The 23,394-nt window shown below is 47.0% G+C and carries 20 protein-coding genes; 13 read left to right on the top strand and 7 right to left on the bottom strand.

What is annotated here, in order from left to right:
- Positions 1–33 precede the first annotated feature (33 nt).
- From ACFI32_RS05250 to ACFI32_RS05240, 3 genes are all read right to left on the bottom strand, one after another.
- Positions 34–933: an alpha/beta fold hydrolase gene (locus ACFI32_RS05250; RefSeq protein WP_462625453.1), complete on the bottom strand. Its 900-nt coding sequence runs from the start codon at positions 931–933 to the stop codon at positions 34–36.
- 290 nt (positions 934–1,223) lie between these two features.
- Positions 1,224–2,285: a signal peptide peptidase SppA gene (gene sppA / locus ACFI32_RS05245; RefSeq protein WP_462625452.1), complete on the bottom strand. Its 1,062-nt coding sequence runs from the start codon at positions 2,283–2,285 to the stop codon at positions 1,224–1,226.
- A gap of 160 nt (positions 2,286–2,445) precedes the next feature.
- On the bottom strand, positions 2,446–5,211 hold the full coding sequence (locus tag ACFI32_RS05240) for a ComEC/Rec2 family competence protein (RefSeq protein ID WP_462625451.1): 2,766 nt from the start codon (positions 5,209–5,211) through the stop codon (positions 2,446–2,448).
- A 394-nt stretch (positions 5,212–5,605) separates the two neighbouring features.
- Here ACFI32_RS05240 and ACFI32_RS05235 point away from each other — a divergent pair, with 394 nt between their 5' ends.
- A complete protein-coding gene (locus ACFI32_RS05235) occupies positions 5,606–6,184 on the top strand; it encodes a DUF2062 domain-containing protein (protein WP_462625450.1) in 579 nt (192 codons plus the stop codon).
- 37 nt (positions 6,185–6,221) lie between these two features.
- On the opposite strand, the gene lolD is transcribed toward ACFI32_RS05235, so the two are convergent.
- Positions 6,222–6,902 carry a lipoprotein-releasing ABC transporter ATP-binding protein LolD gene (lolD, locus tag ACFI32_RS05230; RefSeq protein ID WP_462625496.1) on the bottom strand — a complete coding sequence of 227 codons (681 nt, stop codon included), beginning with the start codon at positions 6,900–6,902 and terminating at the stop codon, positions 6,222–6,224.
- 60 nt (positions 6,903–6,962) lie between these two features.
- A complete protein-coding gene (locus ACFI32_RS05225; protein ID WP_462625449.1) occupies positions 6,963–8,201 on the bottom strand; it encodes a lipoprotein-releasing ABC transporter permease subunit in 1,239 nt (412 codons plus the stop codon).
- A gap of 470 nt (positions 8,202–8,671) precedes the next feature.
- On the opposite strand from ACFI32_RS05225, the gene ACFI32_RS05220 reads away from it, so the two are divergent.
- Positions 8,672–9,637: a hypothetical protein gene (locus tag ACFI32_RS05220; protein WP_462625448.1), complete on the top strand. Its 966-nt coding sequence runs from the start codon at positions 8,672–8,674 to the stop codon at positions 9,635–9,637.
- A 131-nt stretch (positions 9,638–9,768) separates the two neighbouring features.
- On the opposite strand, the gene ACFI32_RS05215 is transcribed toward ACFI32_RS05220, so the two are convergent.
- On the bottom strand, positions 9,769–10,158 hold the full coding sequence (locus ACFI32_RS05215; protein WP_462625447.1) for an SCP2 sterol-binding domain-containing protein: 390 nt from the start codon (positions 10,156–10,158) through the stop codon (positions 9,769–9,771).
- Between the two features lie 966 nt (positions 10,159–11,124).
- On the opposite strand from ACFI32_RS05215, the gene ccoN reads away from it, so the two are divergent.
- The 6 genes from ccoN to ACFI32_RS05185 all read left to right on the top strand — a co-directional run bounded on the left by ccoN (position 11,125) and on the right by ACFI32_RS05185 (position 16,963).
- Positions 11,125–12,606, top strand: a complete 1,482-nt coding sequence (ccoN, locus tag ACFI32_RS05210) for a cytochrome-c oxidase, cbb3-type subunit I (RefSeq protein WP_462625446.1) — start codon at positions 11,125–11,127, stop codon at positions 12,604–12,606.
- A gap of 9 nt (positions 12,607–12,615) precedes the next feature.
- Positions 12,616–13,254 carry a cytochrome-c oxidase, cbb3-type subunit II gene (gene ccoO / locus ACFI32_RS05205; RefSeq protein ID WP_462625445.1) on the top strand — a complete coding sequence of 213 codons (639 nt, stop codon included), beginning with the start codon at positions 12,616–12,618 and terminating at the stop codon, positions 13,252–13,254.
- Positions 13,254–13,436, top strand: a complete 183-nt coding sequence (locus tag ACFI32_RS05200; RefSeq protein WP_462625444.1) for a cbb3-type cytochrome oxidase subunit 3 — start codon at positions 13,254–13,256, stop codon at positions 13,434–13,436. Before ccoO ends, ACFI32_RS05200 begins: the two co-directional genes overlap by 1 nt.
- Positions 13,433–14,560: a cytochrome-c oxidase, cbb3-type subunit III gene (gene ccoP / locus ACFI32_RS05195; RefSeq protein WP_462625443.1), complete on the top strand. Its 1,128-nt coding sequence runs from the start codon at positions 13,433–13,435 to the stop codon at positions 14,558–14,560. Before ACFI32_RS05200 ends, ccoP begins: the two co-directional genes overlap by 4 nt.
- Positions 14,561–14,797: 237 nt before the next feature.
- Positions 14,798–16,207: a cytochrome c oxidase accessory protein CcoG gene (ccoG, locus tag ACFI32_RS05190; protein WP_462625442.1), complete on the top strand. Its 1,410-nt coding sequence runs from the start codon at positions 14,798–14,800 to the stop codon at positions 16,205–16,207.
- Positions 16,208–16,372: 165 nt separating this feature from the next.
- Positions 16,373–16,963: a FixH family protein gene (locus ACFI32_RS05185; RefSeq protein ID WP_462625441.1), complete on the top strand. Its 591-nt coding sequence runs from the start codon at positions 16,373–16,375 to the stop codon at positions 16,961–16,963.
- Between the two features lie 120 nt (positions 16,964–17,083).
- Here ACFI32_RS05185 and ttcA read toward each other — a convergent pair whose 3' ends face one another.
- On the bottom strand, positions 17,084–18,178 hold the full coding sequence (ttcA, locus tag ACFI32_RS05180) for a tRNA 2-thiocytidine(32) synthetase TtcA (protein WP_462625440.1): 1,095 nt from the start codon (positions 18,176–18,178) through the stop codon (positions 17,084–17,086).
- 274 nt (positions 18,179–18,452) lie between these two features.
- On the opposite strand from ttcA, the gene queC reads away from it, so the two are divergent.
- The 5 genes from queC to ACFI32_RS05155 all read left to right on the top strand — a co-directional run bounded on the left by queC (position 18,453) and on the right by ACFI32_RS05155 (position 23,359).
- Complete coding sequence (queC, locus tag ACFI32_RS05175; protein WP_462625439.1) at positions 18,453–19,226, top strand: 7-cyano-7-deazaguanine synthase QueC; 774 nt, start codon at positions 18,453–18,455, stop codon at positions 19,224–19,226.
- Between the two features lie 213 nt (positions 19,227–19,439).
- Positions 19,440–19,769, top strand: coding sequence for a hypothetical protein (locus ACFI32_RS05170; RefSeq protein WP_462625438.1), 330 nt, complete (start codon positions 19,440–19,442; stop codon positions 19,767–19,769).
- Between the two features lie 159 nt (positions 19,770–19,928).
- On the top strand, positions 19,929–20,429 hold the full coding sequence (locus tag ACFI32_RS05165; protein WP_462625437.1) for a peroxiredoxin: 501 nt from the start codon (positions 19,929–19,931) through the stop codon (positions 20,427–20,429).
- A 178-nt stretch (positions 20,430–20,607) separates the two neighbouring features.
- The gene (locus ACFI32_RS05160) at positions 20,608–22,059 is read left to right on the top strand and encodes a dihydrolipoyl dehydrogenase (RefSeq protein ID WP_462625436.1); all 1,452 of its coding nucleotides are present in this window, start codon (positions 20,608–20,610) and stop codon (positions 22,057–22,059) included.
- Between the two features lie 118 nt (positions 22,060–22,177).
- Positions 22,178–23,359, top strand: coding sequence for a mechanosensitive ion channel family protein (locus ACFI32_RS05155; RefSeq protein WP_462625435.1), 1,182 nt, complete (start codon positions 22,178–22,180; stop codon positions 23,357–23,359).
- The last annotated feature ends 35 nt before the right edge of the window (positions 23,360–23,394 follow it).

Raw genomic sequence — 23,394 nt, 5'->3', positions numbered from 1 at the left:
CTACAAATAGCGGCGGTCGGTATAAAAAATTGTTCACACGGTTTGGGCGGTTGGTAACTGCTGTGCGATCACCGCCAAAACACGCGCAGCTACCGAGTCTGGATATTCTAGCGGAAACATATGACCCCCTTTGTGCGTCTGATAGGCAATACCCAAACGCGCTTGGACTTGCTGCGGAAATTCCCGCTGCAAAAAGAGACTGTCTTCCCCAATTATCAAGGTCACGGGCGGTGTCGGTGCTTGCTGCGGGGTCAGCCAATATAGCGATGGATTGGTGCGAAAGACAGACACCTCTACGTCTTTAGGGATAGCAAGGGTTACCTTGCCATCAGCGCGTTTATGCAAGCCATGCTGTAGGTAGCCTTGAAAGCTACGGTCATCAAAATCCTTAAAAAACCCTTTAGGGCGCAGTTTTTCAGCCGCATCTTGGCGACTGTCCCACACATCGCGTCGATGCTTTGAGATACCAGCAGGCGACAGCTTGTCCATCAATCGATGGTTCATCAGTGGTAGCTTGTCCGTGACTTTTGCCAAATGCCAAACCAAACTGGTCTTACCATAAATCCACGGCGGATCTAGCAGTACCGCTTGGTTAAAATAATCAGGCTGCTGGTACATCGCTTGCAAAGTACACAGTGCGCCCAGTGAATGCCCTACCGCCACTACCTGCGCGACTCCATGACGCTCACAGGTTGCCGCCACACTGTCCACCACTTGTTGTGTCAAGCTGCACCAATGGTTATCAACGGGATACTGCGGATGCACGCCCAGCATATCGATATACTCAATGGTAAACAATGCCTCCAAACCTGCAAAAAACGCATCATATACGGCACTTGGTATGCCATTAGCATGAGCAAAATGCAGCACTGGCTTTTGTGTTGTTTGAGAAACAGGCAACGCGGCAAAGGTTTGCATACAGATTGGATTCATGACAGATTCTCACAGTAAAAAAAACAAGACACACAATAATGGCTCAAAAACTGGCGGCAGTATGACATCAAGTCATCATGACAGGGACTCATCGCTAGGCGTCATCATGAGTCTAGTACGGACAATAATGCAATGCAGCAGTGCATGTGCGGTCAGATTGATATGACCAAGTGGCATCATCATAATATAACAACTATATATTAATGAGCTGTCATAAAAAAAGACTGAGCAGTTCGGCTCAGTCTTTTGGGTACCATACAGTCATTAACACAGGTCACACGCCGACAGGATTAACGCATTTCTGCATTACCATCCTCTTTTGGCAACAAATCAAGGCTCATGCTCGACCCCAAGCCTGCACCCATCTTGACCGCAAAGCGATCCATAAACATCTGGAACGGATCACTAGGCGTATAATTAATCACATTGTCCAGTTTAAGCTCTTTTTCTAAGCTGGTGATGCTGCCATTTTTATCTGCTAAGCCAAGCTCAATTGATTGCTCACCTGTCCAAAACAATCCAGAGAACAGTTTGTTTTGCTCAGGATTTTTGAGGCGATCACCGCGGCCTTCTTTAACTGCATTGATAAAGTGCTTGTGTGTGTTGGCCAGTACTCCTTTAACGTGTTTTTCCTCATACTCGGTCAACGGACGCGTTAAGCTTAAAATATCTTTATACTCGCCAGCAGTGATGGTACGGTCTTTCACGCCGACTTTATCCATTAATCCCTCAACATTATAACTGGGCATAATGACACCAATAGAGCCAACCAAGCTTGATGGATTAACATAAATTTCATCAGCCGCAGAGGCAATATAATACGCGCCAGACGCACCAATATCACCGATAACTGCATACAGCTTTTTATCAGGATACTGCTTACGTAGATCCATCATGTTTTGCCATATCTCATCCGACTGTACCGGTGAACCACCGGGCGAATTGATATTCAGCGCCACTGCTTCAGAGTTAGGATTTTCAAATGCACGGGTCAAGGCTCTGTTAACATCATAAGCATTCGCTGGATCATCGTTACTGATGACTCCTTGGAGCTCAACCACTGCTAAATGCGGCATACTGGTATCGACGCCATCAATCCCTGTCGGAGTTTTATCACTGCAACTGCGCCCTAGCGTCAAAAATATTAATAAAATATAGCCAAAGGTCAAGAGTTTAAAAAAAATGCTCCAGCGCCGTGCGCGGCGCTGCTCTTGCACACTGGCCAACAAGGTCTTTTCAATAAGACGCCATTCTTGTCCGCTGGGCTGGTTTTGAGGGCTTTGCTGTATTGGTGCAGGTTGCGGCGTTGTATGATCAGGACGTTTGTTAGGGTCTGGTGGCCAATTGGGCATATCACTTCCTAAGTTAGAGACAAACTAAAACAAGAAAAATCAAAAAAACAGGGCGTCAGCCGCGATTTGGCGGGCTGCTACGCACACTGCGTCAAGTATGGTGCTATTTGGGTTACGGTTCAATAGTGAAACGGTGAAATCTTTACTTTTATCTGTGCGTTTAAGGCGGCAGGCTGACCGTTTGTGCACCAGCAAGTGGCTTGTCATCATAAGTGCCCACTTTGTTTACGTCATATTGGCGCAATATGGTCGCGGGCACAGCAGACTGGCTGTGACTGAGCCAAGTCGTTTGACCTATTGTATGTGGCGCGCCTATAAGGCTTGGATCTGCATCGCACAACAATGACCACAGTTGCCAGCCATACTCATGGGTAGCCACATCAAGCAGCAGTCGCGATTGGCCTTTTTCTTCTGACTCATTGTCAACCGTTGATACTTGATAAGCGATTGGCGCAGGCTGTAACGGCTTGCTGGCATCATAGCGTACCACTTGTATCGGCTGGTCGCTATCAATACTCAGCGCGCAATCCCAAACCTTGGCATCATCAATCTGCCGCCAGCCAGTGACTGCCTGCACAGACAGTGCTTGATTGTCCAACTGCCAGCGTTTGCCTTGCTCACAAGGCTGCGGCGTGATGATCGCAGTGCTGGGCGTGTTCGCCACAGAAACTTCAGCTAAACGTTCATAATCGCCTGCCTGCCAGTATTTATGCGTTGGCAAGTGCTGGCTGATGTACATAGCCGTCACAGGTAACATCAGGTCACGGTGGTACTGCGGCGATTTTTTCTGAGCATTCTTACTGTTATGTGTCATCCTGCTGGGAATACTGCTTTGTACCACAATGCCATCTAACTGATCGGTAGATAAAGTGCGCAGCTGCTGAATAAGTGTCTTTGACAGCTGCAGTGCGGTTAGGTGACTGGGGGTTCTGCGCGACGCCTTAAGCCTATGATCAGTCAAAAACAGCCAGCTGACCTTATCTGCTTGCGCGGTGTTTTCAGTCTCGTCATCAATCGGATACTGCAACAAGGCCGCGCTTAATTGGCGATCACCCGTTGGCAGTATATAGAGCGTGGGGGTTAACGCCGTATGTTGCTGCTTGGCGTACACACTCATCATCAGAAGTGCCAGCGGCGGCACAGTCAACCAGCGACTGATCACGCCGCGTGGTATCAGCCACGGCAATAATGCCAAAAATGCGATCAGCAGTAGTCCTGTGGTCACTGGCGTATAAAGCCATGCGCCATCCATTGACGTTGTGGCGGTCAATGATATAAGCAGCTTATGCAGTGCCGCCACCAAAGCGCTGACCAGCAACCAAACCATATCCGCCGCCGCTGGCAATACGATATATAACAGCCCCGCCAACAAATTAAGCGGTACAATCACCCAACCAAACAGCCCGATTGCAAATATATTGACCACCAACCCCCATAGCGACACTTTACCAAACAGCAATAAGGTGATGGGTAACAAAGCAATAAACAGCCAACACTGCAGCTTGACCACCCGCCAGAATATCGCGCCCAACCGAGCCATTATCGTTGTCGCCGATAACGATTCAGATGCGGTGATTGGTTGCTGAGGCGGTCGACTGACAGCAGGCTGAGATTCGTAGGCAGTATCATATTTAAGCAGCAATGCCACCGCGACAAAAGACAGCCAGTAACCCGCCTGCCACAACACATACGGGTCAAGCCATGCCATCATCACCGCCAGCGCAATCAATACTCGCATTGTACTGATCGGCAGTAAGGTCAACCTCACCAGACCAATTGCAATGAGCATCCACGCCGTACGGGCGGCGGGCACATCAAACCCCGTAAATAGCGCATATATCAGCGCCGCGCTTACCATCACCCACCAGCGTAATTGCCAGCGCGGTATATAACGATACAACTGCGGACAGCGCTTATTGCACAGCAGCACTGCTGCCCCTGCCAATAGGATCGCTAAGAACAAAACATGGGTGCCCGAGATGGCCAATAAATGTGAAATACCCGCCAACTGGTATAAGTCCTTTGTCTCTCGACTGATCAAACTGCGATCACCGGTCAACAAACTGAGCGTAACAGCTACTGCCTGCTGCTCTGCAGCGGTCTTTTGTGTCCAATCTTGATAAAAGTGCTGACGCAGTTGCCAACGCCACTGGTCGATCTTAACGCGCAAGCGCTGGATAACCGTGAGCGTAGCACGATTTGGTAGCTGTTTAGTTGTGGTAGCAAAGGCCAAAATATCAGCCGTACCGTCAAGGCCACGACCACGCAGCCAGCGATAACTGTCAAATCCTGATTGATTGTCATGCACCACTTGGGCGTTGCTCAGTGGTTTTAGCGCCAATGTCATCAGCCGCTGCTCATTAGGCTGTAGTTGATTGAGCGCTGACCACGGATCGCCTGGCTCAGAGTCAGACGCCTGATTGCTTTTTGGATAAGCATTTAACAGAACACGATAGGTATGATCCGTAACACCATCAGCGGTTTGTGCCATATGCTGCGCAAGCGTGTGTTGATCTAAGTCTTGAGCGGTCTGTTTGGATATCAAAGGCGTGATGTGACTGAGCACCGCCACTTGGCGATAGCCACTATTCATGTTCGTATCATAGACACTATCACTAATGCCCTTGATCGTCACCAGTGCTTGTACTCGTATCGGCGCTTGAATACGGCTTTGCTCTCGCTTGGCATGATGGTTTAGAGCCTGCCAGCCGCTACCCACAATCAGTAAAAGCATAGTGCCAATAAGCAAGGTATCACGGCCAAACCGAGCGCGTGATGCCTTTTGCTGCCCACGCGCGAGTAGCCAATATAAACAGGCCGCGATTAATATCAACAAAAAAGGCAGCATCATTAACGCCGCATCAAGACCCAATAGTGAACTTACGGGCACTGTCGTCGTTTCAGCAGTTGCCAGTACACCCATCATGATCACTACTATTAAGCTACCGACCAACCAGTACACTCTTGCTATCCGTCCTATTTTACGACTAAAACGATCTAAATAGAAAGGCACCAGACTGGTATTCAACGAACCAGTTGACACCCTTATTAACAAACATTCGTTTTATAACATAATAACAGCATCGATAACAGCAAAATGGCTAACGATAGCATTCTAAACGTGATTGCCCTATACTAATTGCACGTATCGCGACGGTGGTAATAGCATGGCTTTGTGCTCATATTACCCCTACCATGCGCCCTATATTGTGACTGTTATCGCTACCTAAAAGTGTCGATAGTTTCTTTTACTGATGTTGTGACACAGCGGCGCTTACTATAGGTTGAGCGTCCTGTAGTTAATGCTAAAAGGCGACCCTGTGCCCAAAAAACGTCTTAAAAACCTACTGCCCACACCTGAAAAAGTTTTAGAAAGCCGCTTGTTAAGATTGTTTGCGCCGCATCTGGTCGATGCCCGCTTGTGGCACTTTAATCGTCACAGTCTGAACAAAGCCGTTTATATCGGGGTGCTTAGTGCTTTTTTTCCGCTGCCAGGGCAGATGCTGCTGGCCTTGATTGGCGCGCTGATTTTTCGTGCCAACGTACCCATGGCACTTGGCCTGACGTGGATTACCAATCCCTTAACCACCCTACCGTTGTTTTATGCAGGCTACTATATTGGCGCCCTTATTATTGATGTACCCATGATCAGCTTTCGCTTGATTGGCCAAATGCTGGCCTCTTTTAGCTTATGGGTTTTCACCAATGGGCCCAACCCCTTTATTACCTATCGCGGCGCAGTATCGTTAACGGCGTTTTGTCTGGGTCTGACCATACTGGCCATCATCTCAAGCATCATCTGTGGCCTTGCGTTTAAGGCTATCTGGCGTTACAAGACCATCACCACATGGCAAAAGCGCCAGCACGACTCAAAAACAAAGTCGACTGACGCCCCATAACTCAAATTTCAGTATCTACTCTTAGCGTAAAAAAGACCTAATACGCCTCCCAGTGCCCATTACGTAATAGCAGCTGCCGATCAGCCAGCGCAGCCAAACTACGATCATGAGTCACCATCAAAAGCGCGGTTTGCATGGTGCTTTGTAGCTCAGAGAGCAGTCCAAACACACTTTGTGCATTATCATAATCCAAGTTACCCGTCGGCTCATCCGCCAAGATGAGTGAGGGCTTGGTCACCAGTGCCCGAGCAATGGCCACACGTTGACGCTCACCACCTGATAGCTCACCTGGACGGTGGTTTAAACGGTGACCCAAACCCACATTTTCAAGCAACGTGGTCGCTTCGATACGGGCCTCTTTTGGTGACACTTTCGGACGCATCAGTAACGGCATCGCCACGTTTTCAACCGCTGTGAACTCAGATAACAGATGGTGAAACTGATAAATAAATCCCAAGTATCGATTGCGCATGGCGCCGCGCTCAGTTTCATTCATATTGTTAAGGCACTGCCCGTGTAACCACACCTCGCCGCTACTTGGGGTATCCAACCCCCCAAGCAAGTGCAAGAGCGTACTTTTACCTGAGCCACTGGTGCCCACAATAGCGATACGCTCGCCTGCGTTGACCGTCAAATCCAACCCCGTCAATACTTGCGTACGTACCGCACCTTCATCATATATTTTACTGACGTTATTTGCTTCTAAAATGGCAGCCATACCGCTTCCTTGATTCATACTTTTATCATTCGTTGACTTGTATTGCGCTCGGCCTCACGACTATTCGTAACGCAGCGTTTGTGCTGGCTGGATTTTAGCAGCACGGCGTGCAGGGTAAATGGTCGCCAAAAAGCTGAGCGTAAATGAGGCACCTGTGATCAGTATCACATCAAGCGCCCGCAGCTGCGACGGTAGATAGTTGATAAAATAAGCATCGAACAAATGCAAGCCAAAGCTTTGGTTGATAAAGCCTAAGATATCACTGATGCTCAGCGCAAAAATCACTCCCAATATGGTTCCTGCAACCGTACCAATCACGCCAATAACCAAACCTTGCACCATAAACACTTGCGTAATCAAACGCGGCGACGCACCAAAGGTCTTTAAAATGGCAATGTCTGCCTTTTTATCGGTAACCAGCATCACCAAACTTGAAACAATGTTAAACGCGGCAACCAAAATGATTAAAAACAACAGCAGACCGACCATCGCTTTTTCCATCTGAATCGCGCCAAACAGATTGCCATGGGTTTGTGTCCAATCATTAGGATATAGTTGCGCTGGTGCCAGTGCTGCTGCTTTTTGTGCTGCCATTGGCGCATTAAAGATATCATCAAGCTTCATACGAATACCCTGTGCCCCATCTGGCAGGCGCAGCAGTTTGGCCGCATCATTCATTGGAATAAACGCCATCAAACTATCGACTTCAGGGCTGATGCTAAACACGCCCGTCAAGGTAAAACGTTTAAACCTTGGTATCACGCCAGCAGGAGAGGGCGAGGCTTCTGGTAACACCAGCGTCACCTTATCACCAATCTGTAGCCCAAGTGACTGTACCATCCCCTCGCCCAGCACAATACTAAAATCACCACTTTGAAGCGTATCAATACTGCCTTGGGTCATATGCTGATTGATAATAGAGACTTTTTTCTCATAGTCAGGCTCAATACCAGTGACCATAATACCAGCCACCTGCCCATTAGAAGTCAGCATGCCTTGGAGCTGAATAAAAGGCGCGACGGCGACCACCTCAGGGTCATCTTCGACGATACGATCAGCCAACAGCTGCCAATCGCCGATAACCTCCGCTGACGTGATGGTTGCTTGTGGCACCATACCCAAAATACGGGTTTTTAATTCTCGATCAAAGCCATTCATCACTGATAAGACGGTAATCAGTACCGCCACCCCAAGGGTCAAGCCAATCATCGAGATTAAGGATATGAAGGAGATAAAGCGATTACTGCGCTCTGCTCGGGTGTAGCGTAAGCCGATAAATAATGCTAAGGGACGAAACATATTCAAACTCTTTATCTTATCCATGAGCGATAGCAGATACTCAATCACCAGCCTATAAAAAGAACTGTGGCAAATGCCAAAGCTGGCAATATCAACTCACAAATATGGTTTTAGACCTGCCACACTGGCTGTCAAAAAGTGGATAGTTTGACACAATTTGCCTAACATGTGCCAATCATTAGCAAAAACCGCCTGTATTTTCTAGCAAATATCCAAGCTGTGTTATTATTTTTTTGGGCAGGGCTTGCTATTGCTCACCGCCATACCTATATATTATAGGCAAAGGACAACTGTTATTAACCCATCCTTGTCGTTTGGTTCCTCGTTGCGGCATACCTTAGCATGGTACTTTGCATATAAGTATTGCTTTGATATGTGCTTATGTTAGTGATTTATCACATAAATGGCGACAGTGAGCAACAAGCGCTTAGCGCCCAGACGTCATAGCTGACTTGAGTTTGAGTATATTCATGACTATCAACTATCAGTACAAAAACGTACAAGCCCCTACCAAAGTTACCCTAACCAATGAGCAGACAGCGGGCCATGCTGATCACTGGCGTATTTTGACAGACGACATGGGCCGTGATGTACCCCAGTGGTTGCAACAAATGATTGATCAGGCGACCATGCCAAAAGGTCTAAACACCAATACGAGCGCCCAAGATAACCGCCTGCTACTATCAGAAAACCAGCCTTGTCATATCAACCAAGTGCTGGCGATGAAAGATGGCAAACCGGAATGCTTTATTAACGCTTATCCTTGCGTTGATGGCCCTTATGGTCTCACTTGCACTATTGAGCGCATGATTGTCAACGAGCAGTCACAAGATGCCGTTTTGCGTCTGCGCACCGCTGATGGCAGCATCATTTATGCGTTCGATCAGCTCTATACCACCAACCGTCATTTGTATCAGCAAAATGCCTCTTATTTTGTTAACTTTAGCGGCTGGGCACACGAGATCAGCTTGAGCGAGCAGTCAGAAATTATCGTTATTGAAGATCAAGAAGCCATTCGCTATCACCGCGCCTTTAATGACATTGTCGCGGCCAACGATGGTCAAGTCCCTGAAGACTTGCAAGAACAAATTAAAAACTGGCAACCAGAAACCGACGCGCAAATGGCGCCTGTTGAGATCAATCTAGGTCACATGTGCGCCTATTTGTTTGGCGATACCTTAGGACAAGAAGACGAGGCATGGTGCCAAGGCCAAGTTCTGGGCAAACAAGAAACCAGCTTTAATGGTCAGCCGATCATTTTGTTTGATGTGGTGGTACTGCGCGAGCAGGATGCGACCCCCTTTGTGGTTCGTCTTGGCGCACGCAAAGACAATGTGACTCAAAATATCGAGGTTAACGATTATATCCAAGCCAACATCTGGCTACAAGCCGCCATCTATAAAGAAAATCAAGATACCGTGTCAAAAGCCAGCTGATGGTTTGTCCGACCACTTATCAGCAAAAAAAGTCATGCGCTAAAAAAAGCCCCTAACTACGATTAGGGGCTTTTTATGACTTGATGATGGCTAAATTGGCTAGCGCCATCATCACAAATCAATAGATATTATTATGCCATCGTTGTCATTGAACGAATACGCTTAAACAATTCTTTTTGTTCTGGACTTGGGCGCGCCGTTTGTAGCGCCATCAACTGAGACATGTCACCTTCTACACGTATTTTACCGCTCATAAAGGCACCCATGATTTCATTGGTATCAAAGTCGGTAATGATGGACTGCAACACATCACGATCAAGCAGCAACGTAGTCGTCGCATTAGGGTTAAGACCACGATTGAGTAAGCCGTTAGCAAAATTGGCTTCAACATCTTGTTCGCTATCATTAACTTTTAGATTCACAATCATGTTAGCAAGCGCAGGTGGCAAGTTCAGCTCGCCCGCTTCGTTTGCCAGTTGATCGACTTCTTGAAACCACTCATCGGTTAAAAAAACGGCCATAATAATATTCCTCAAATCTGATGATTATAATTGAGCAGGCATAAATGCTACTGCGCGTTATTATGGCGTGCTTTTAATAGAAGTGAAACCCAAACCTGCCGCTATTTGGCAAATGGTAACAATTTATTATCTTTCGATGAGGGTTTTGATAGGTTGACCATCGGCCATATCAAAGCGTCGTTTGGTGGTCTGTTACAGGTGCCTGACCATCAACATTTAATTCCTTACATATTGTGTTGATATGTTCACAGTATTTGTTATGATAAGTCAGACCTGTTAAGTATTATGGTCACATCGGTGACGGATACTTATCTTATGACTGATGTCCCTGCAAAGGGATAGCATCATCTAAAGGCGCATATGTCGGCTGCTTCAAGCCTTGGCATTTGTCTGATTAAGGCCGCTTAGCATGATTTTTTAATGACGTGAGGGGTCAGGTTGGGCCGCGTTATTTACTAAAGAGTTTGTATTTTGGCGCAGAGTTCTGATGATATTTGATTAAGATTGCGTTACAATACCTTAAACAGAGTCGGGAGTTTTAACCAAACGTTACGTAAACATGTTTTTTGTCAGCCGCCGCTAGCACCTTTCTATTACAATCAGGTCATTTTGCTCTGCAATTTGATGTCAGCGTTTTGCCATCATATCTGACCTAGGGTAGAGACTCGATGCAAAAAGACGGCGTTTTTCTTGTTCACCTTAACGATATATCAATTGTCTTGCTATCGCAAACTTGTACTTGCATTATTTTGCTTGGTGTTTTTTTGGGCACCAATGGGCCTACAAGAGACAACCTGATAGTTAATAAACCGTTACGGTAGTAAGAGGCTGATAGCAGCGTGTACCGCAACCATAGGATGCTGGATGTGATTCGTGTTTAAAATCATATCATTATTGTTTATAGCATAAATATGGCGGTGCGTTGGTTAATTCTGTTGATAATTCGGGCTGTAAAGGAATCATCCAATGAGTTTACAAAACACAGCATTTGCCTCTATTGACCGTGAATACGAAATCACTATTATTCGATTTTTTACTGTCATGACTGTCGTATGGGGCATCGTCGGCATGAGTCTTGGGGTGTTCATTGCTTCACAGTTGGCATGGCCAGCATTGAACTTTGATATTCCATGGCTGACATTTAGTCGTTTAAGACCGCTACATACCAATGCGGTCATTTTTGCGTTTGGTGGCTGTGCCCTGTTCGCAACCTCTTATTACATTGTTCAGCGTACCTGTAAGACACGTCTATTTGCCCCTTATTTGGCGTGGTTTACCTTTTGGGGTTGGCAAGCGGTTATCGTATCTGCGGTCATCACACTGCCACTAGGTTTAACTTCTTCTAAAGAGTATGCAGAGCTTGAGTGGCCAATCGATCTTTTGATTGCACTGGTATGGGTATCTTATGCCATCGTATTTTTTGGCACACTCATCAAACGTAAAACCTCACATATCTATGTGGCCAACTGGTTTTTTGCCGCGTTTATTATTACGATTGCCTTACTACATATCGTTAACAGCATGGCCATTCCAGTCAGTGCCTTTAAGTCTTACTCGCTATTTGGTGGTGCAACCGATGCCATGGTGCAGTGGTGGTACGGTCACAACGCGGTTGGCTTCTATCTGACAGCTGCCTTCTTGGGCATGATGTATTACTTTGTCCCAGTACAGATCGGTCGTCCTGTTTATTCTTACCGCTTGTCTATCGTTCACTTTTGGGCACTGATTGCCGCTTATATGTGGGCTGGTGGTCACCATTTGCATTATTCAGCGCTACCCGATTGGACACAGTCTCTAGCGATGGTCTTCTCTATTATCCTATTCGCACCCTCTTGGGGCGGTATGATTAACGGTGTCTTGACACTATCAGGCAGCTGGGATAAATTGCGTACCGATCCGATCATTCGCTTTATGATTGTGGCATTGTCGTTCTACGCTATGTCTACCTTCGAAGGCCCAATGATGTCGATTAAGACGGTTAACGCCTTGTCGCACAACACAGACTGGACAGTCGGTCACGTACACTCAGGCGCACTTGGCTGGGTTGGTATGATCACTATCGGTTCACTATATGTCTTGTTACCTCGTGTCTACAACAAACCTAAGATGTACTCTATCAGTTTGATCACTACGCATTTTTGGCTTGCGACAGCTGGTACCGTGTTTTATATCGTATCCATGTGGATTTCAGGTATTGGCCAAGGCATGATGTGGCAAGCCACCAACCCAGATGGTACTTTGGTATATAGCTTTGTAGATACCGTAGCATTCTCACATGGTCCTTATATTGGCCGTGCGTTTGGTGGTCTACTCTATGTATCAGGTATGTTTGTTATGGCCTACAACTGCTACCGCACGATTAAGATGCCAGAAGGTAAGCCTGTCGATAGCGCTGATCCGACTGATCATAAATCTAGTGTTGATGCACCACAGACAGCTAACGTATAAGGAGCAATCATGGCTGGTACACCGCATGAAATTATTGAAAAAAATACAGGCTTGTTGGTCATCTTTATCGTTATCGCAATTAGCTTTGCAACGCTGGTTGAAATCGTACCGTTGATATATGATCAAAATGCCCCTGAAGAAGGCGGCGTGAATACGCCCCTGCCCTCAATGGAACCTTGGACGGCCCTTGAGTTTGAAGGTCGTGATATTTATATCCGTGAAGGGTGCCACGTTTGTCATACGCAAATGGTACGCCCTCTACGTGCTGAGGTTGAGCGTTATGGGCCGTATTCACGCGCTGCTGAGTCTGCATGGGATCACCCTTTCTTGTGGGGCTCAAAACGTACTGGACCTGATCTGGCACGTGTTGGCGGCCGCTACTCTGAAGACTGGCAAAAACAGCATTTGATCGCCCCGCGTTCATTGGTGCCAGAATCAGTGATGCCTGGTTTCCCGTGGCTTGCAACCAACGAAGTTGATGGTGAAAAAATCCAAGCCAAAATGCGTCTATTCCGCGATCGTTTTGGTGTGCCGTACACTGAAGAACAAATCGAAGGCGCTCCTGATGCGGTGATGGGTGCCACTGAGCTTGATGCTCTGGTTGCCTATCTTCAACAGCTAGGTACCGCAATGGAAGGACAGCGCTAATGGGCATTGGTGAACTACAAACAATTGCGACTGTTTCTGCTTTTATTGCTTTTATAGGTGTTGCATGGTGGGCGTATTCGCCAAAAAACAAAAAACGCTTCGAAGAAGATGCACAACTTGCGCTTGATGACGAGATGATTGAATCCTCGTCTGACAAGCAGCGCAATAAGGATGAACGATGACATTTTTTTGGATGTCTTGGATTACTGTAATCAGTATTTGCTGTTGGCTTTTCATTCTTGGTGTTTTGCTATTTGTTCTCAAATACAAACCGACCCTAGAAGAAGATGGCACGACAGGACATACCTACGATGGTATTCAAGAATATGATAAGTCGTTACCTAAGTGGTGGGTAATGATCTTTTTTGGCACCATCGTTTGGGGTGTCGCTTACTGGGTATTTTATCCTGCAATATTTCCCGATCATTGGGACGGACTTGCTACAGAAGAAGTCGATGGTGAAACCGTGCCTTGGACTTCAGAGAACGAGCTATATAGTGATCTTGAGAAGAACAACGCTGTCTTTACTAAGAACTTTGAAGACGATATCTTGGTCAATGCCAATGCGGCAGGGGCGACAGCCACACTGCATGAGCTGGATGAACTACAAACGACTTTACGTCGTAGTGACAATCCACCAGCAAACTTGCAAGAACAAATTGATATGAAAGTGGCTGACCTTGGCCCTTACGTGCAAAAGCTGTCTCAAGACCCTAATGCACTAAAAATTGGTAGCCGTTTGTTTTTGCAAAACTGTGCGGTCTGTCATGGTTCAAACGCTAAGGGCGCACCTGGCTATCCTAACCTAACCGATAATGACTGGCTGTATGGTGGCGAGCCTAAGAACATTTTGACCACGCTACATAATGGCCGTGTTGGCGGTATGGCTGCATGGCGTGATCAGATCGGTGAAGATGGTATACGCGCCGTTGCTGAATACGTCTTGTCAATGTCTGGCAACCAAAACGACTACGAGCTTGATCAAACCATGGTTGCTCAAGGTGATCGTATCTTCCATGAGCCAACCAACTGTGTACTATGCCACGGCCCTGAGGGTAAAGGTATGATCTCAGCAGGCGCACCTAACCTCACTGATAATATCTGGCTGTATGGTGGTGATCGCGAGACTATCCGTGAGACACTACGCTACGGTCGTGCTGGTGTGATGCCTGAGTGGGAGACCAAGCTGGGTAACGAGCGGATCATGCTCCTCGCCGCCTATGTCTACTCATTATCAGACAAGACTGGCCAGCCAGCAGCCATGCAGGCAGTAGCCACTACTGATGCTGAAGCGTCGGCAAACTAAGCATTTAGTTGCAAACCTTTAGCGTCAGTCGCAATATCATAGGATGATAAGTAGTAGAGGGAGGGCTGTGATAACAGTTCTCCCTTTTTGTTTTTCCAACTTATCCTTACGACTCCTTACGATCATTTATTTTTTATTTACTGACATTGATAACATAGTAAGTCCACGCGTTTTTTTACTCAAAAATGTTTGTTACTCATGCCAGCAGACTGAATCTTTTTTTGAAGAGGCACGTTTATGTCAGCACAATCACCCAATAAAATTCCTGTACATCAAGTTGATCTGAACGCCGATAAAAAACGCATTCACCCGCGTTTTGTGACTGGCTTTTATCAGAATATTCGCGTGATCAGCATGTACTTTTTTTTGGCCTTGTTCTTGATCTTGCCATGGCTACGTTACAATGACAGGCAAGCCATTTGGTTTGATGTCCCCTCGCAGCATTACTATATCTTTGGCGTCACCTTCTTAACCCAAGATTTTTACTTTATCGCCATTTTTGCCATCATTGCGGCATTCGCCTTGTTTATGGTAACCGTTTATGCAGGGCGAGTATGGTGTGGCTATGCGTGTCCACAAACCATTTGGACGCATCTATATCAGCATGTGGAAAAATGGGTGATTGGTGATCGTAACAAGCGGGTCAAGTTTGATAAAGCGCCAATGAGTGGAAGCAAGATATTCAAACGCGGTCTTATTTATTTTATCTGGTTTGTGTTATCCCTCATCACTGCCGCCACGTTTGTCAGTTATGTGGCTGGTACAGAATCGCTCTATGGCAGCTGGCAGATGATGGGCTTTTTACCCCTTCCTGATTGGCCAACGTGGGTATGGGTGGCAATGTTTATTTTTACCTTTGCCACTTACGCCAATGCTGGTTATATGCGTGAGCAGATGTGTGTACAAATCTGTCCTTATGGCCGCTTTCAAAGTGTGATGTTTGACAAAGATACGCTGATCGTCTCGTATGACTACGAGCGCGGCGAGCCACGCGGCGCACGCAAAAAAGGCACCCACCCTGACAACTTGGGCGATTGTATCGAATGTACGATGTGCGTGCAGGTCTGCCCAACAGGGATTGACATTCGGGACGGCCTGCAAGTGGGTTGTATCCAGTGCGCGGCCTGTATTGATGCGTGTAATGAAATCATGGACAAAGTCGGCTATCCACGTGGCTTGATTCGCTATACAACAGAACACCAGCTGGCCGAAAAGCAAAAAAGTAAGCTACTGCGCCCGCGTCTGTTTGCTTATTTGGCGCTGCTGTCCATATTGTGCGGCGGTATGATTTATGCTTTGGTTGATCGCGTGCCACTTGAAATTGACATTCGCCGTGATCGTAATCAGTTGTCTTCTATGAACGCACAAGGGATGATTGAAAACAGCTATATTGTCAAACTGACCAACAAGACGCAAGATGCACATTCGTATACCATCACACTGGAGCCGCAAGAGGGTCTGAGCTTACAGACACGCTTTGATAAAGTACCCCTTGATGCAGGTGAAAATTTTGATATGCCAGTGAGTATCTATGGCGATCCTGCTGTTGCCCCTTCAGGTCAGACACCCATCACGCTCACTGTGACGAGTGAAGATGGTCAATACAAGGTCAGCAAGCAGAATGTCTTTACCACGCAAGGTCAGTAAATATGATGTTGCACATTAGCCATCATCACAAGCTTGCTTTATAATGGCTATAGTTATTTACCAAGGATAAACAGCAGCAAAATCAGTGATATATACTGGACAGTTATTGATGCCAGCACTGATACACTGCTGTACGACTTGATCGACAGGTTAAACGGGTATTTTATGTCTACAAAGACGTCTTCACCAGATTTTAAACATCAAGACAGTCAGCCATGGTACAAAAACTACATGGTGATTATCTTTGTCATTGGCATGCCAACATTCGTGGTCGTTGCTTGCATTTGGTTTGTGTATTACTCGTACCAGATTCGTGATAGCGTGGTACGTGATGATTGGTACATGGATGGTAAAACCCTCTATCATGATGTGTCACGTGACAAGCTCACTTATGATTTGGACTTGCACGGAGATATGCAGTTTTTGGATAATGGTGACGTGGTTTTTCATCTCAATTATCCACAGCAAAGCTTACAATCAGGCAAGCTGCTAAACGGTGAGCCGCTGGTGTATCCAGATACGCTAGATTTGTCCATCTCTCATGCAACCGATATTCACAAAGACCGTGATGCGGTACTCAAACACGTTCAGGGTAATGAATACCGTACCACGGTTGATCTGGATTCGGTCAAGGCAAAGTACTATTTACAAGTCAGTCATGATGGTAAAGATGACTGGCGCATGCAAGATGTGGCAAAATTGCCACGCGCCGAGGTCAGCTTTGATCCGCTACAAGTCTTTGCCAATGACTCTTAAACCATAGCATTCGCTTATATGCATAAAAAAAACCAGCCTATGATAACTGATGGGCTGGTTTTTTTGATTGCTACCTTGTCGTACTATTGACGACCGTTTGGTATCTTTAGACCCGCACCTTTAAATCATCGGATTGACGGTCGGGATTTTGTTGGTAGCGCCGCTATCGTCAGCATGGCTATTATTTTGCGCAGACGGATCAGCAAATTTTGGATTAAAGGTTTGCGTCTGCGGTGCAGTTGGTAGGCCAATATCGGCAAGGCTACCCGCCTGCCCTGCTTGGATGTTATCGCCTTCAAACAAGCGCTCATTGTCATCGCGATCCAGCGTGAGCGTTTCAAAGTCAAACAGCTCGCGATCAGCCAGTTGCGAGGGTGCGACGTTTTGCATGGCCTTGAATATAGAAGCCAAACGCTGCGGGTGCGCGTCATCCCACTCACGCAGCATGTCATTAATGATGGCTCGTTGTAAGTTGGTTTGAGAGCCGCATAAATTACAAGGAATGATAGGGAAGTCCCTGAGTTTGGCGTATTCGATGATGTCTTTTTCTTCGACATAAGCGAGTGGACGGATCAGCAGGTTTTGTTTGTCATCGCTCAGTAGTTTTGGCGGCATGGATTTGAGCGCGCCGCCATGAAAGAGGTTAAGGAAAAAAGTCGCCAGCATATCATCGCGGTGGTGACCTAAGGCAATTTTGGTTGCACCAATCTGCTTGGCAAATCCATATAACGAACCGCGGCGTAGTCGCGAACAGGCGGAGCAATAAGTTTTACCCTCTGGTACCACGCTTTTGACAATACTATAGGTATCTTTTTCTAAAATATAATGCGCGATGCCTTGCTCATTGAGATAGTTTGGCAACACGTCTTCTGGATAGCCCGGCTGCTTTTGATCAAGATTGACCGCGACCACATCAAAGTGAATGGGCGCAATACGCTTAAGTAGCAACAAAATATCCAGCAAGGTGTAGCTGTCTTTGCCACCTGACACGCACACCATGACCACGTCACCATCTTCGATCATATTGAAGTCGCGTATCGCCCATGATACCTGTTTGCGCAGCTTTTTTTGTAGTTTGCGAAAATGTGCAGTATCGGCAGCAGCAACCGTCTCCTCGCTAGTGAGCGGCGTATCGCTGGCGGTTTTTTGGTGTTCTGGGTCGGTTGGGCTGGCAGTGCTGTCCGATGAAGGCACAAATAAAGAGGCTGCGGTCATAAGTTACTCAATGTCGATACGATAATGGGGATGTAAGGTGGCTGTACACGCAACACAGGCGGCGCAAATCAGCGGCTTACAAGCAGCGCTGATTATATCAAAATTTGCTAACAGATTGAAAAGATACATTTATATTATCTCCCCGCGTCTACAATGCTGCTGATAATGACCAGACAGGCAGCTTATGGCGCTTTGATGGGCGGGTCTTAGGTTTTGTAATAGCGGCAATTTTGTTAAAATGGCGGTTTTTGGTAACTTGATGACAGGGCATACGATGACGAACGTTACACCACAACCCGCTGCCGATACAGCTTCTCAGTCTGATGGCGCAAGTACGCACACGCAGAATGCTGTCGTACTGCTCTCTGGTGGCCTCGATTCGGTCACCTGCCTGTACTGGGCCAAGGCACGTTATGCCAGCGTCACTGCTGTTAGCTTTAACTATGGTCAGCGTCACAACAGTGAATTGGTCGCTGCAAAAACGATTGCTGATACCGCAGGGGTCAACCACCGCATCATCGATATCGATATTGCGCAGCTGGGCGGCTCCTCGCTTACCGATCACAGCATGATTGTACCTGATGGCAATGCGGACAAATTCCCTACCAGTGAGCACGATGAAGTCGACAATAACGCCATTCCCAACACCTACGTCCCTGCACGCAATACCATCTTTTTATCCTATGCCCTTGCGGTTGCCGAAGTCACTGATGCCAATCATATCGTGATCGGGGTCAGCTCCGTGGACTACTCAGGCTATCCCGATTGCCGCCCTGAATATATCGCGGCATTTGAGCACATGGCCAATCTGGCCACCAAAGCAGGCGTGACAGGTCATCATTTGAGCATCCAAACACCTTTGCAGCAGTTATCAAAAGCACAAACCATTGCGCTCGGCGTTAGCTTGGGCGTCGACTATGGTCAAACCATTTCTTGCTACAAGGCCGATGCCAAAGGTCGTGCGTGCGGCATTTGCGACAGCTGCACCTTGCGTCGTCAAGGCTTTGCCCAAGCAGGAGTTACCGATCCGACCCATTATCAGTCGTAACGACGACACCAAAAACTGCTGGGGTTATACATAAGCGTAACATTTACTTGCATCAATACAGCATGCTGGCGATGTTTTTTGTTCGTCAGAATTGCTATGGTAGGTACGCTTATGTCAGCATGTTTTGTATTGCCCTATGACACTCATATGCAGACAGATGCTGACCTCATATACCATTGATACATCTCGCTTTTCCCATATTAGAGGATCTTTATGAAGTTTTTACGCCTACTCCCTTTAGCCTTAATCGGTTTTGCTGTTATGCCGCAAGCCAATGCCGCCGACATTAAACAAGACAACATCAACAGCTGTGTGTCTGGTGCGGTCAAATATAAAGTAGCAGATAAAAACACTGCCACAAAACTGTGTACCTGCACCATTGGTGTCCGCAGCAAAATGACCATCGGCCAGATGTGGGAAATCGAAAGCTACGCAAAAAGCAACAAAGACCCTTCCTCTCTATCTTATGTCAAAGCGATGCAAAAAGATTTACAGCAATGTACCGTTGGCTTGGACTTGAAAAAGCCGCAAAAACCAGCCTAGATCATCGTAACGGTTACTCCCTGTTTGAGAAATGAAAAAGACTGACCCTTGTCAGTCTTTTTTTGTGTCGTGGAGTTGCCAATAGTTCGCCAAAGTGTAAACTGATACTTTCACCATTAAAATCATATCAATAATATTGATGCCAAAAAGGAATGCCTCATGGCCAAACCAACCACCGAAACCCTAGCCTTACCTGACTTCCCTGTTACCATGGTGCGCAAGCTCGACGGTCACTTTATCAGTGATGACATCATGCTCTCGACGCTGAACCGCGAAAGCAGTAAAGGCCTGATCCTTTACTTTTATCCCAAAGATGACACGCCGGGCTGCACCATACAAGCCACCGAGTTTACCGAAGAGATCAATAACTTTGATACCTTGGGTTATCATGTTATTGGCGTCTCGCGCGACAGTGTTGAATCGCACAAAGCCTTTATCGACAAATATGATTTGCAAATATCACTCATCAGTGACGAAGACGAAAAGCTGTGCCAGTACTTTGATGTCATTCGTGAAAAAAACATGTACGGCAAAACCACACTGGGGTTGGTGCGCTCAACCTTTGTCTTTGATAAAGACGGTACCCTTACTCATGCTCAGCGCAACCTCAAAGCCAAAGGCTATACTGAGCGCTTGTTTGACACGCTATCGACCAAATAATCGCTGCTTGCAACCCGCAACGCTTCGTGCGGTTGACAGACTGTCAGCCGCACAGCAATACAGACATTGAATGGCGCACACCTCTATTATAAAGCCGCCATGAATATAAAACGGCATCATCATTACACGCTGTCACCAGCCTTTGTGCCTATTTTTTTGCCTATTTTTTGAGACCACTATGACCAACAACACTCAGCAAGACGACCCATCCATCACGCGCCATGTCGCCGTCGCTGTCATCGGTGCAGGCACAGCAGGACAAAATGCGTATCGCCAAGCCAGAAAGTCCACCGATGACGTGGTCATCATTAATGAAGGCTTTTGGACCACCACTTGCGCGACGATTGGCTGTATGCCGAGCAAGCTTGTCATTGCTGCTGCCGCGCGCGCGCACGATGCCAAAAACTCTGATGCGTTTGGTATCCATGCCGAGGTCAACATTGATGGCGCACAAGTGATGCAGCGAGTACGGGCTGAGCGCGACCACTTTGTCAGTTATGTGACCGAAGAGGTCGAAAGTTGGCCTGAGGCGCACAAAATATCAGGACGCGCTCATATCAATACGCAAAGCATCATTGAGGTGAATGATGAGCGCATCCAAGCAGACAAAATCATTGTCGCCACAGGCAGCGCCCCTCACGTACCTGAGGCGTGGGCTGAAGGTCTTGGCGACACGCTGTTGACCTCAGATACGATTTTTGGGTTGCCTGACTTGCCTGCCTCAATGGCGGTGGTTGGTGCAGGTGCTATCGGCCTTGAGTTGGCACAGGCTTTTGCCCGTTTGGGTGTGGCGGTCACCTTATTTAACCGTGTCAATCGCGTGGGTGGACTCCAAGATGAGGCCATCAATAACAAAGCGATTGCTTGCCTGAGCCAAGAGCTGGACTTACAGCTTGGTAGCCGTATTGAGTCTATGAACACAACGGCCAACGAAAAAGGGATAGCAGCTGTTATCCATTACCAAGATAACAACGACTGTACGCAGTGCTGGGAGGGTGACTACGTGTTGGTCGCCACTGGACGCCGCAACAACATTGCTGATTTGGGTATTGAAAATCTAGGCGTTGAGCTGGATGATAAAAACCGTCCGCAAAAGCTTAACAAAAACACTGGTAAAATCGCGGATTTGGACGTTTATATCATCGGTGATGCCAATGTGCATCTACCACTGCTGCATGTGGCCAGCGATGAAGGCTTTAGCGCGGGTCATGCGGTACGCGGCGATCAAACCGATACTTACTTACGCCCACCTTCGATTCCGCTATCGATTGTGTTTTGTGAGCCGCAAGTGGCAAATGTCGGTATGTCAATAAATGACATTGAAAACGCCGAGCAACCTTATGTCATCGGTGAGGTCAGCTTTGATAACCAAGGCCGCAGCCGTATCATGGGTGTCAACTGCGGTTTGCTGCACATTTATGCGTGCAAAGAGACGGATAAAATCTTGGGCGCAAGTATGGTCGCACCAGATGCTGAATATATGGCTCATATTCTGGCCATCGCTGTGACCAACGAGATGAGCATCAAGACTTTGCTTGAGACGCCTTTTTATCACCCTACTATTTTAGAAGGGCTACGTACTGCACTGCGTGATGCGCAAGACAAGCTTGATATTCGCCATCAGAGCTAGAGTGTGTCTCTAATACGTTATAGATATCAGACGTCATTGGTTACCAAGCGCTCGTAAGATTGTAGGGTAAATGTCTGCCTAATGGCGTGCGTTTGGCGTATCATGGGTTTTTTAAGATATGGACGAGACAATGGCACTGGCTGGTATTACTGATTTTTTTCAAGAGATTATTCGTGATTTGCATACCAGCCTGTACCTTGCTATTGGCGGTTCCATCGAAGAAGACTCGCGCGATTGGAAGTCCCATGCGGTTGAGCTGGTCAGTACGAGTATCAAAATTTTGATATTGCTGGCCATTTTGGGCTTTTTTTATTGGCTTGCCAACTATATCTTAAAGCACAATCACACCCGTCTACACTTTAATGATCGGCGCGCAAAAATCGCCCGCTCTGCCTTACGCTATATTTGGATTGTGGCCAGTCTGATTGCGGTCATGAGTCAGATTAATATTGAACCCGATACCGTCAAGGCCACGGCTAAGGCCAGTATTTGGGCAGGGGTTTATTATGTATTGTGGACCTCTTCTGGGCAAATCATCCACCGCGTCCTGCAGCATTATGGCTTAAGCGCCTCTATCGAGCAGCTACTCAAAAACATTTTATCGGTGCTGATCTTGGTGTTGGGTCTGGCCAGTGTGATGGCGCAATTTGGTTTTGATATTGTGTCTTTGGTGGCAGGTCTTGGTATTGTCGGTTTGGCGGTGGGTTTTGCGGCACAATCGACGCTGGCCAACTTTATCGCGGGCATCACCATTTTGCTAGAGCAATCCTTTCAGGTCGGCGACTGGATCAACATCAATGATCGCGAAGGTCGCGTGGTACTGATCTCGCTGCGCACCACCCACATCTTAACTCGCGACAACATCACCGTTATTATCCCCAACTCTAATGTGGCTTCCTCCGAGGTGATTAACCTAACTGCCAAAAACTTTGTTCGTTTTGATATCCGTGTCCGTATTGCTTTTGAAGCGGATGTGGAAGTGGCACGTACCGTTATTTTGCAGGTATTAGAGGACACCGAAGCGGTACTCAGTCGCCCTGAGACCTCAGCGACGATTACCGAGATTGGGGAATATGGGGTGTTTTTCATCGTGCGTTTTTGGGTCAAACCCGCCTCTGTCGCCCGTATGCCCAAAATCAAAGAAAGCCTCAATGAAAATATCAAATACGCTTTGGATGCTGCCGATATTTCCACGCCTTATCCGCACATGCGCTTGTTGATGCCAAAAGACGTCGATTATCCTTTTGAGACCAAACCTTTTGCCACCACCATGGAAGTGATCCAAAAGTCCGATAAATAATACAGGTGCGCGCATCACCAAACGGACTTTTTATA

The organism is Psychrobacter sp. PSi21, from assembly GCF_054960615.1.
Note: the sequence above shows the minus strand (reverse complement) of the source record. Positions and strands in the feature narration are given on the sequence as shown.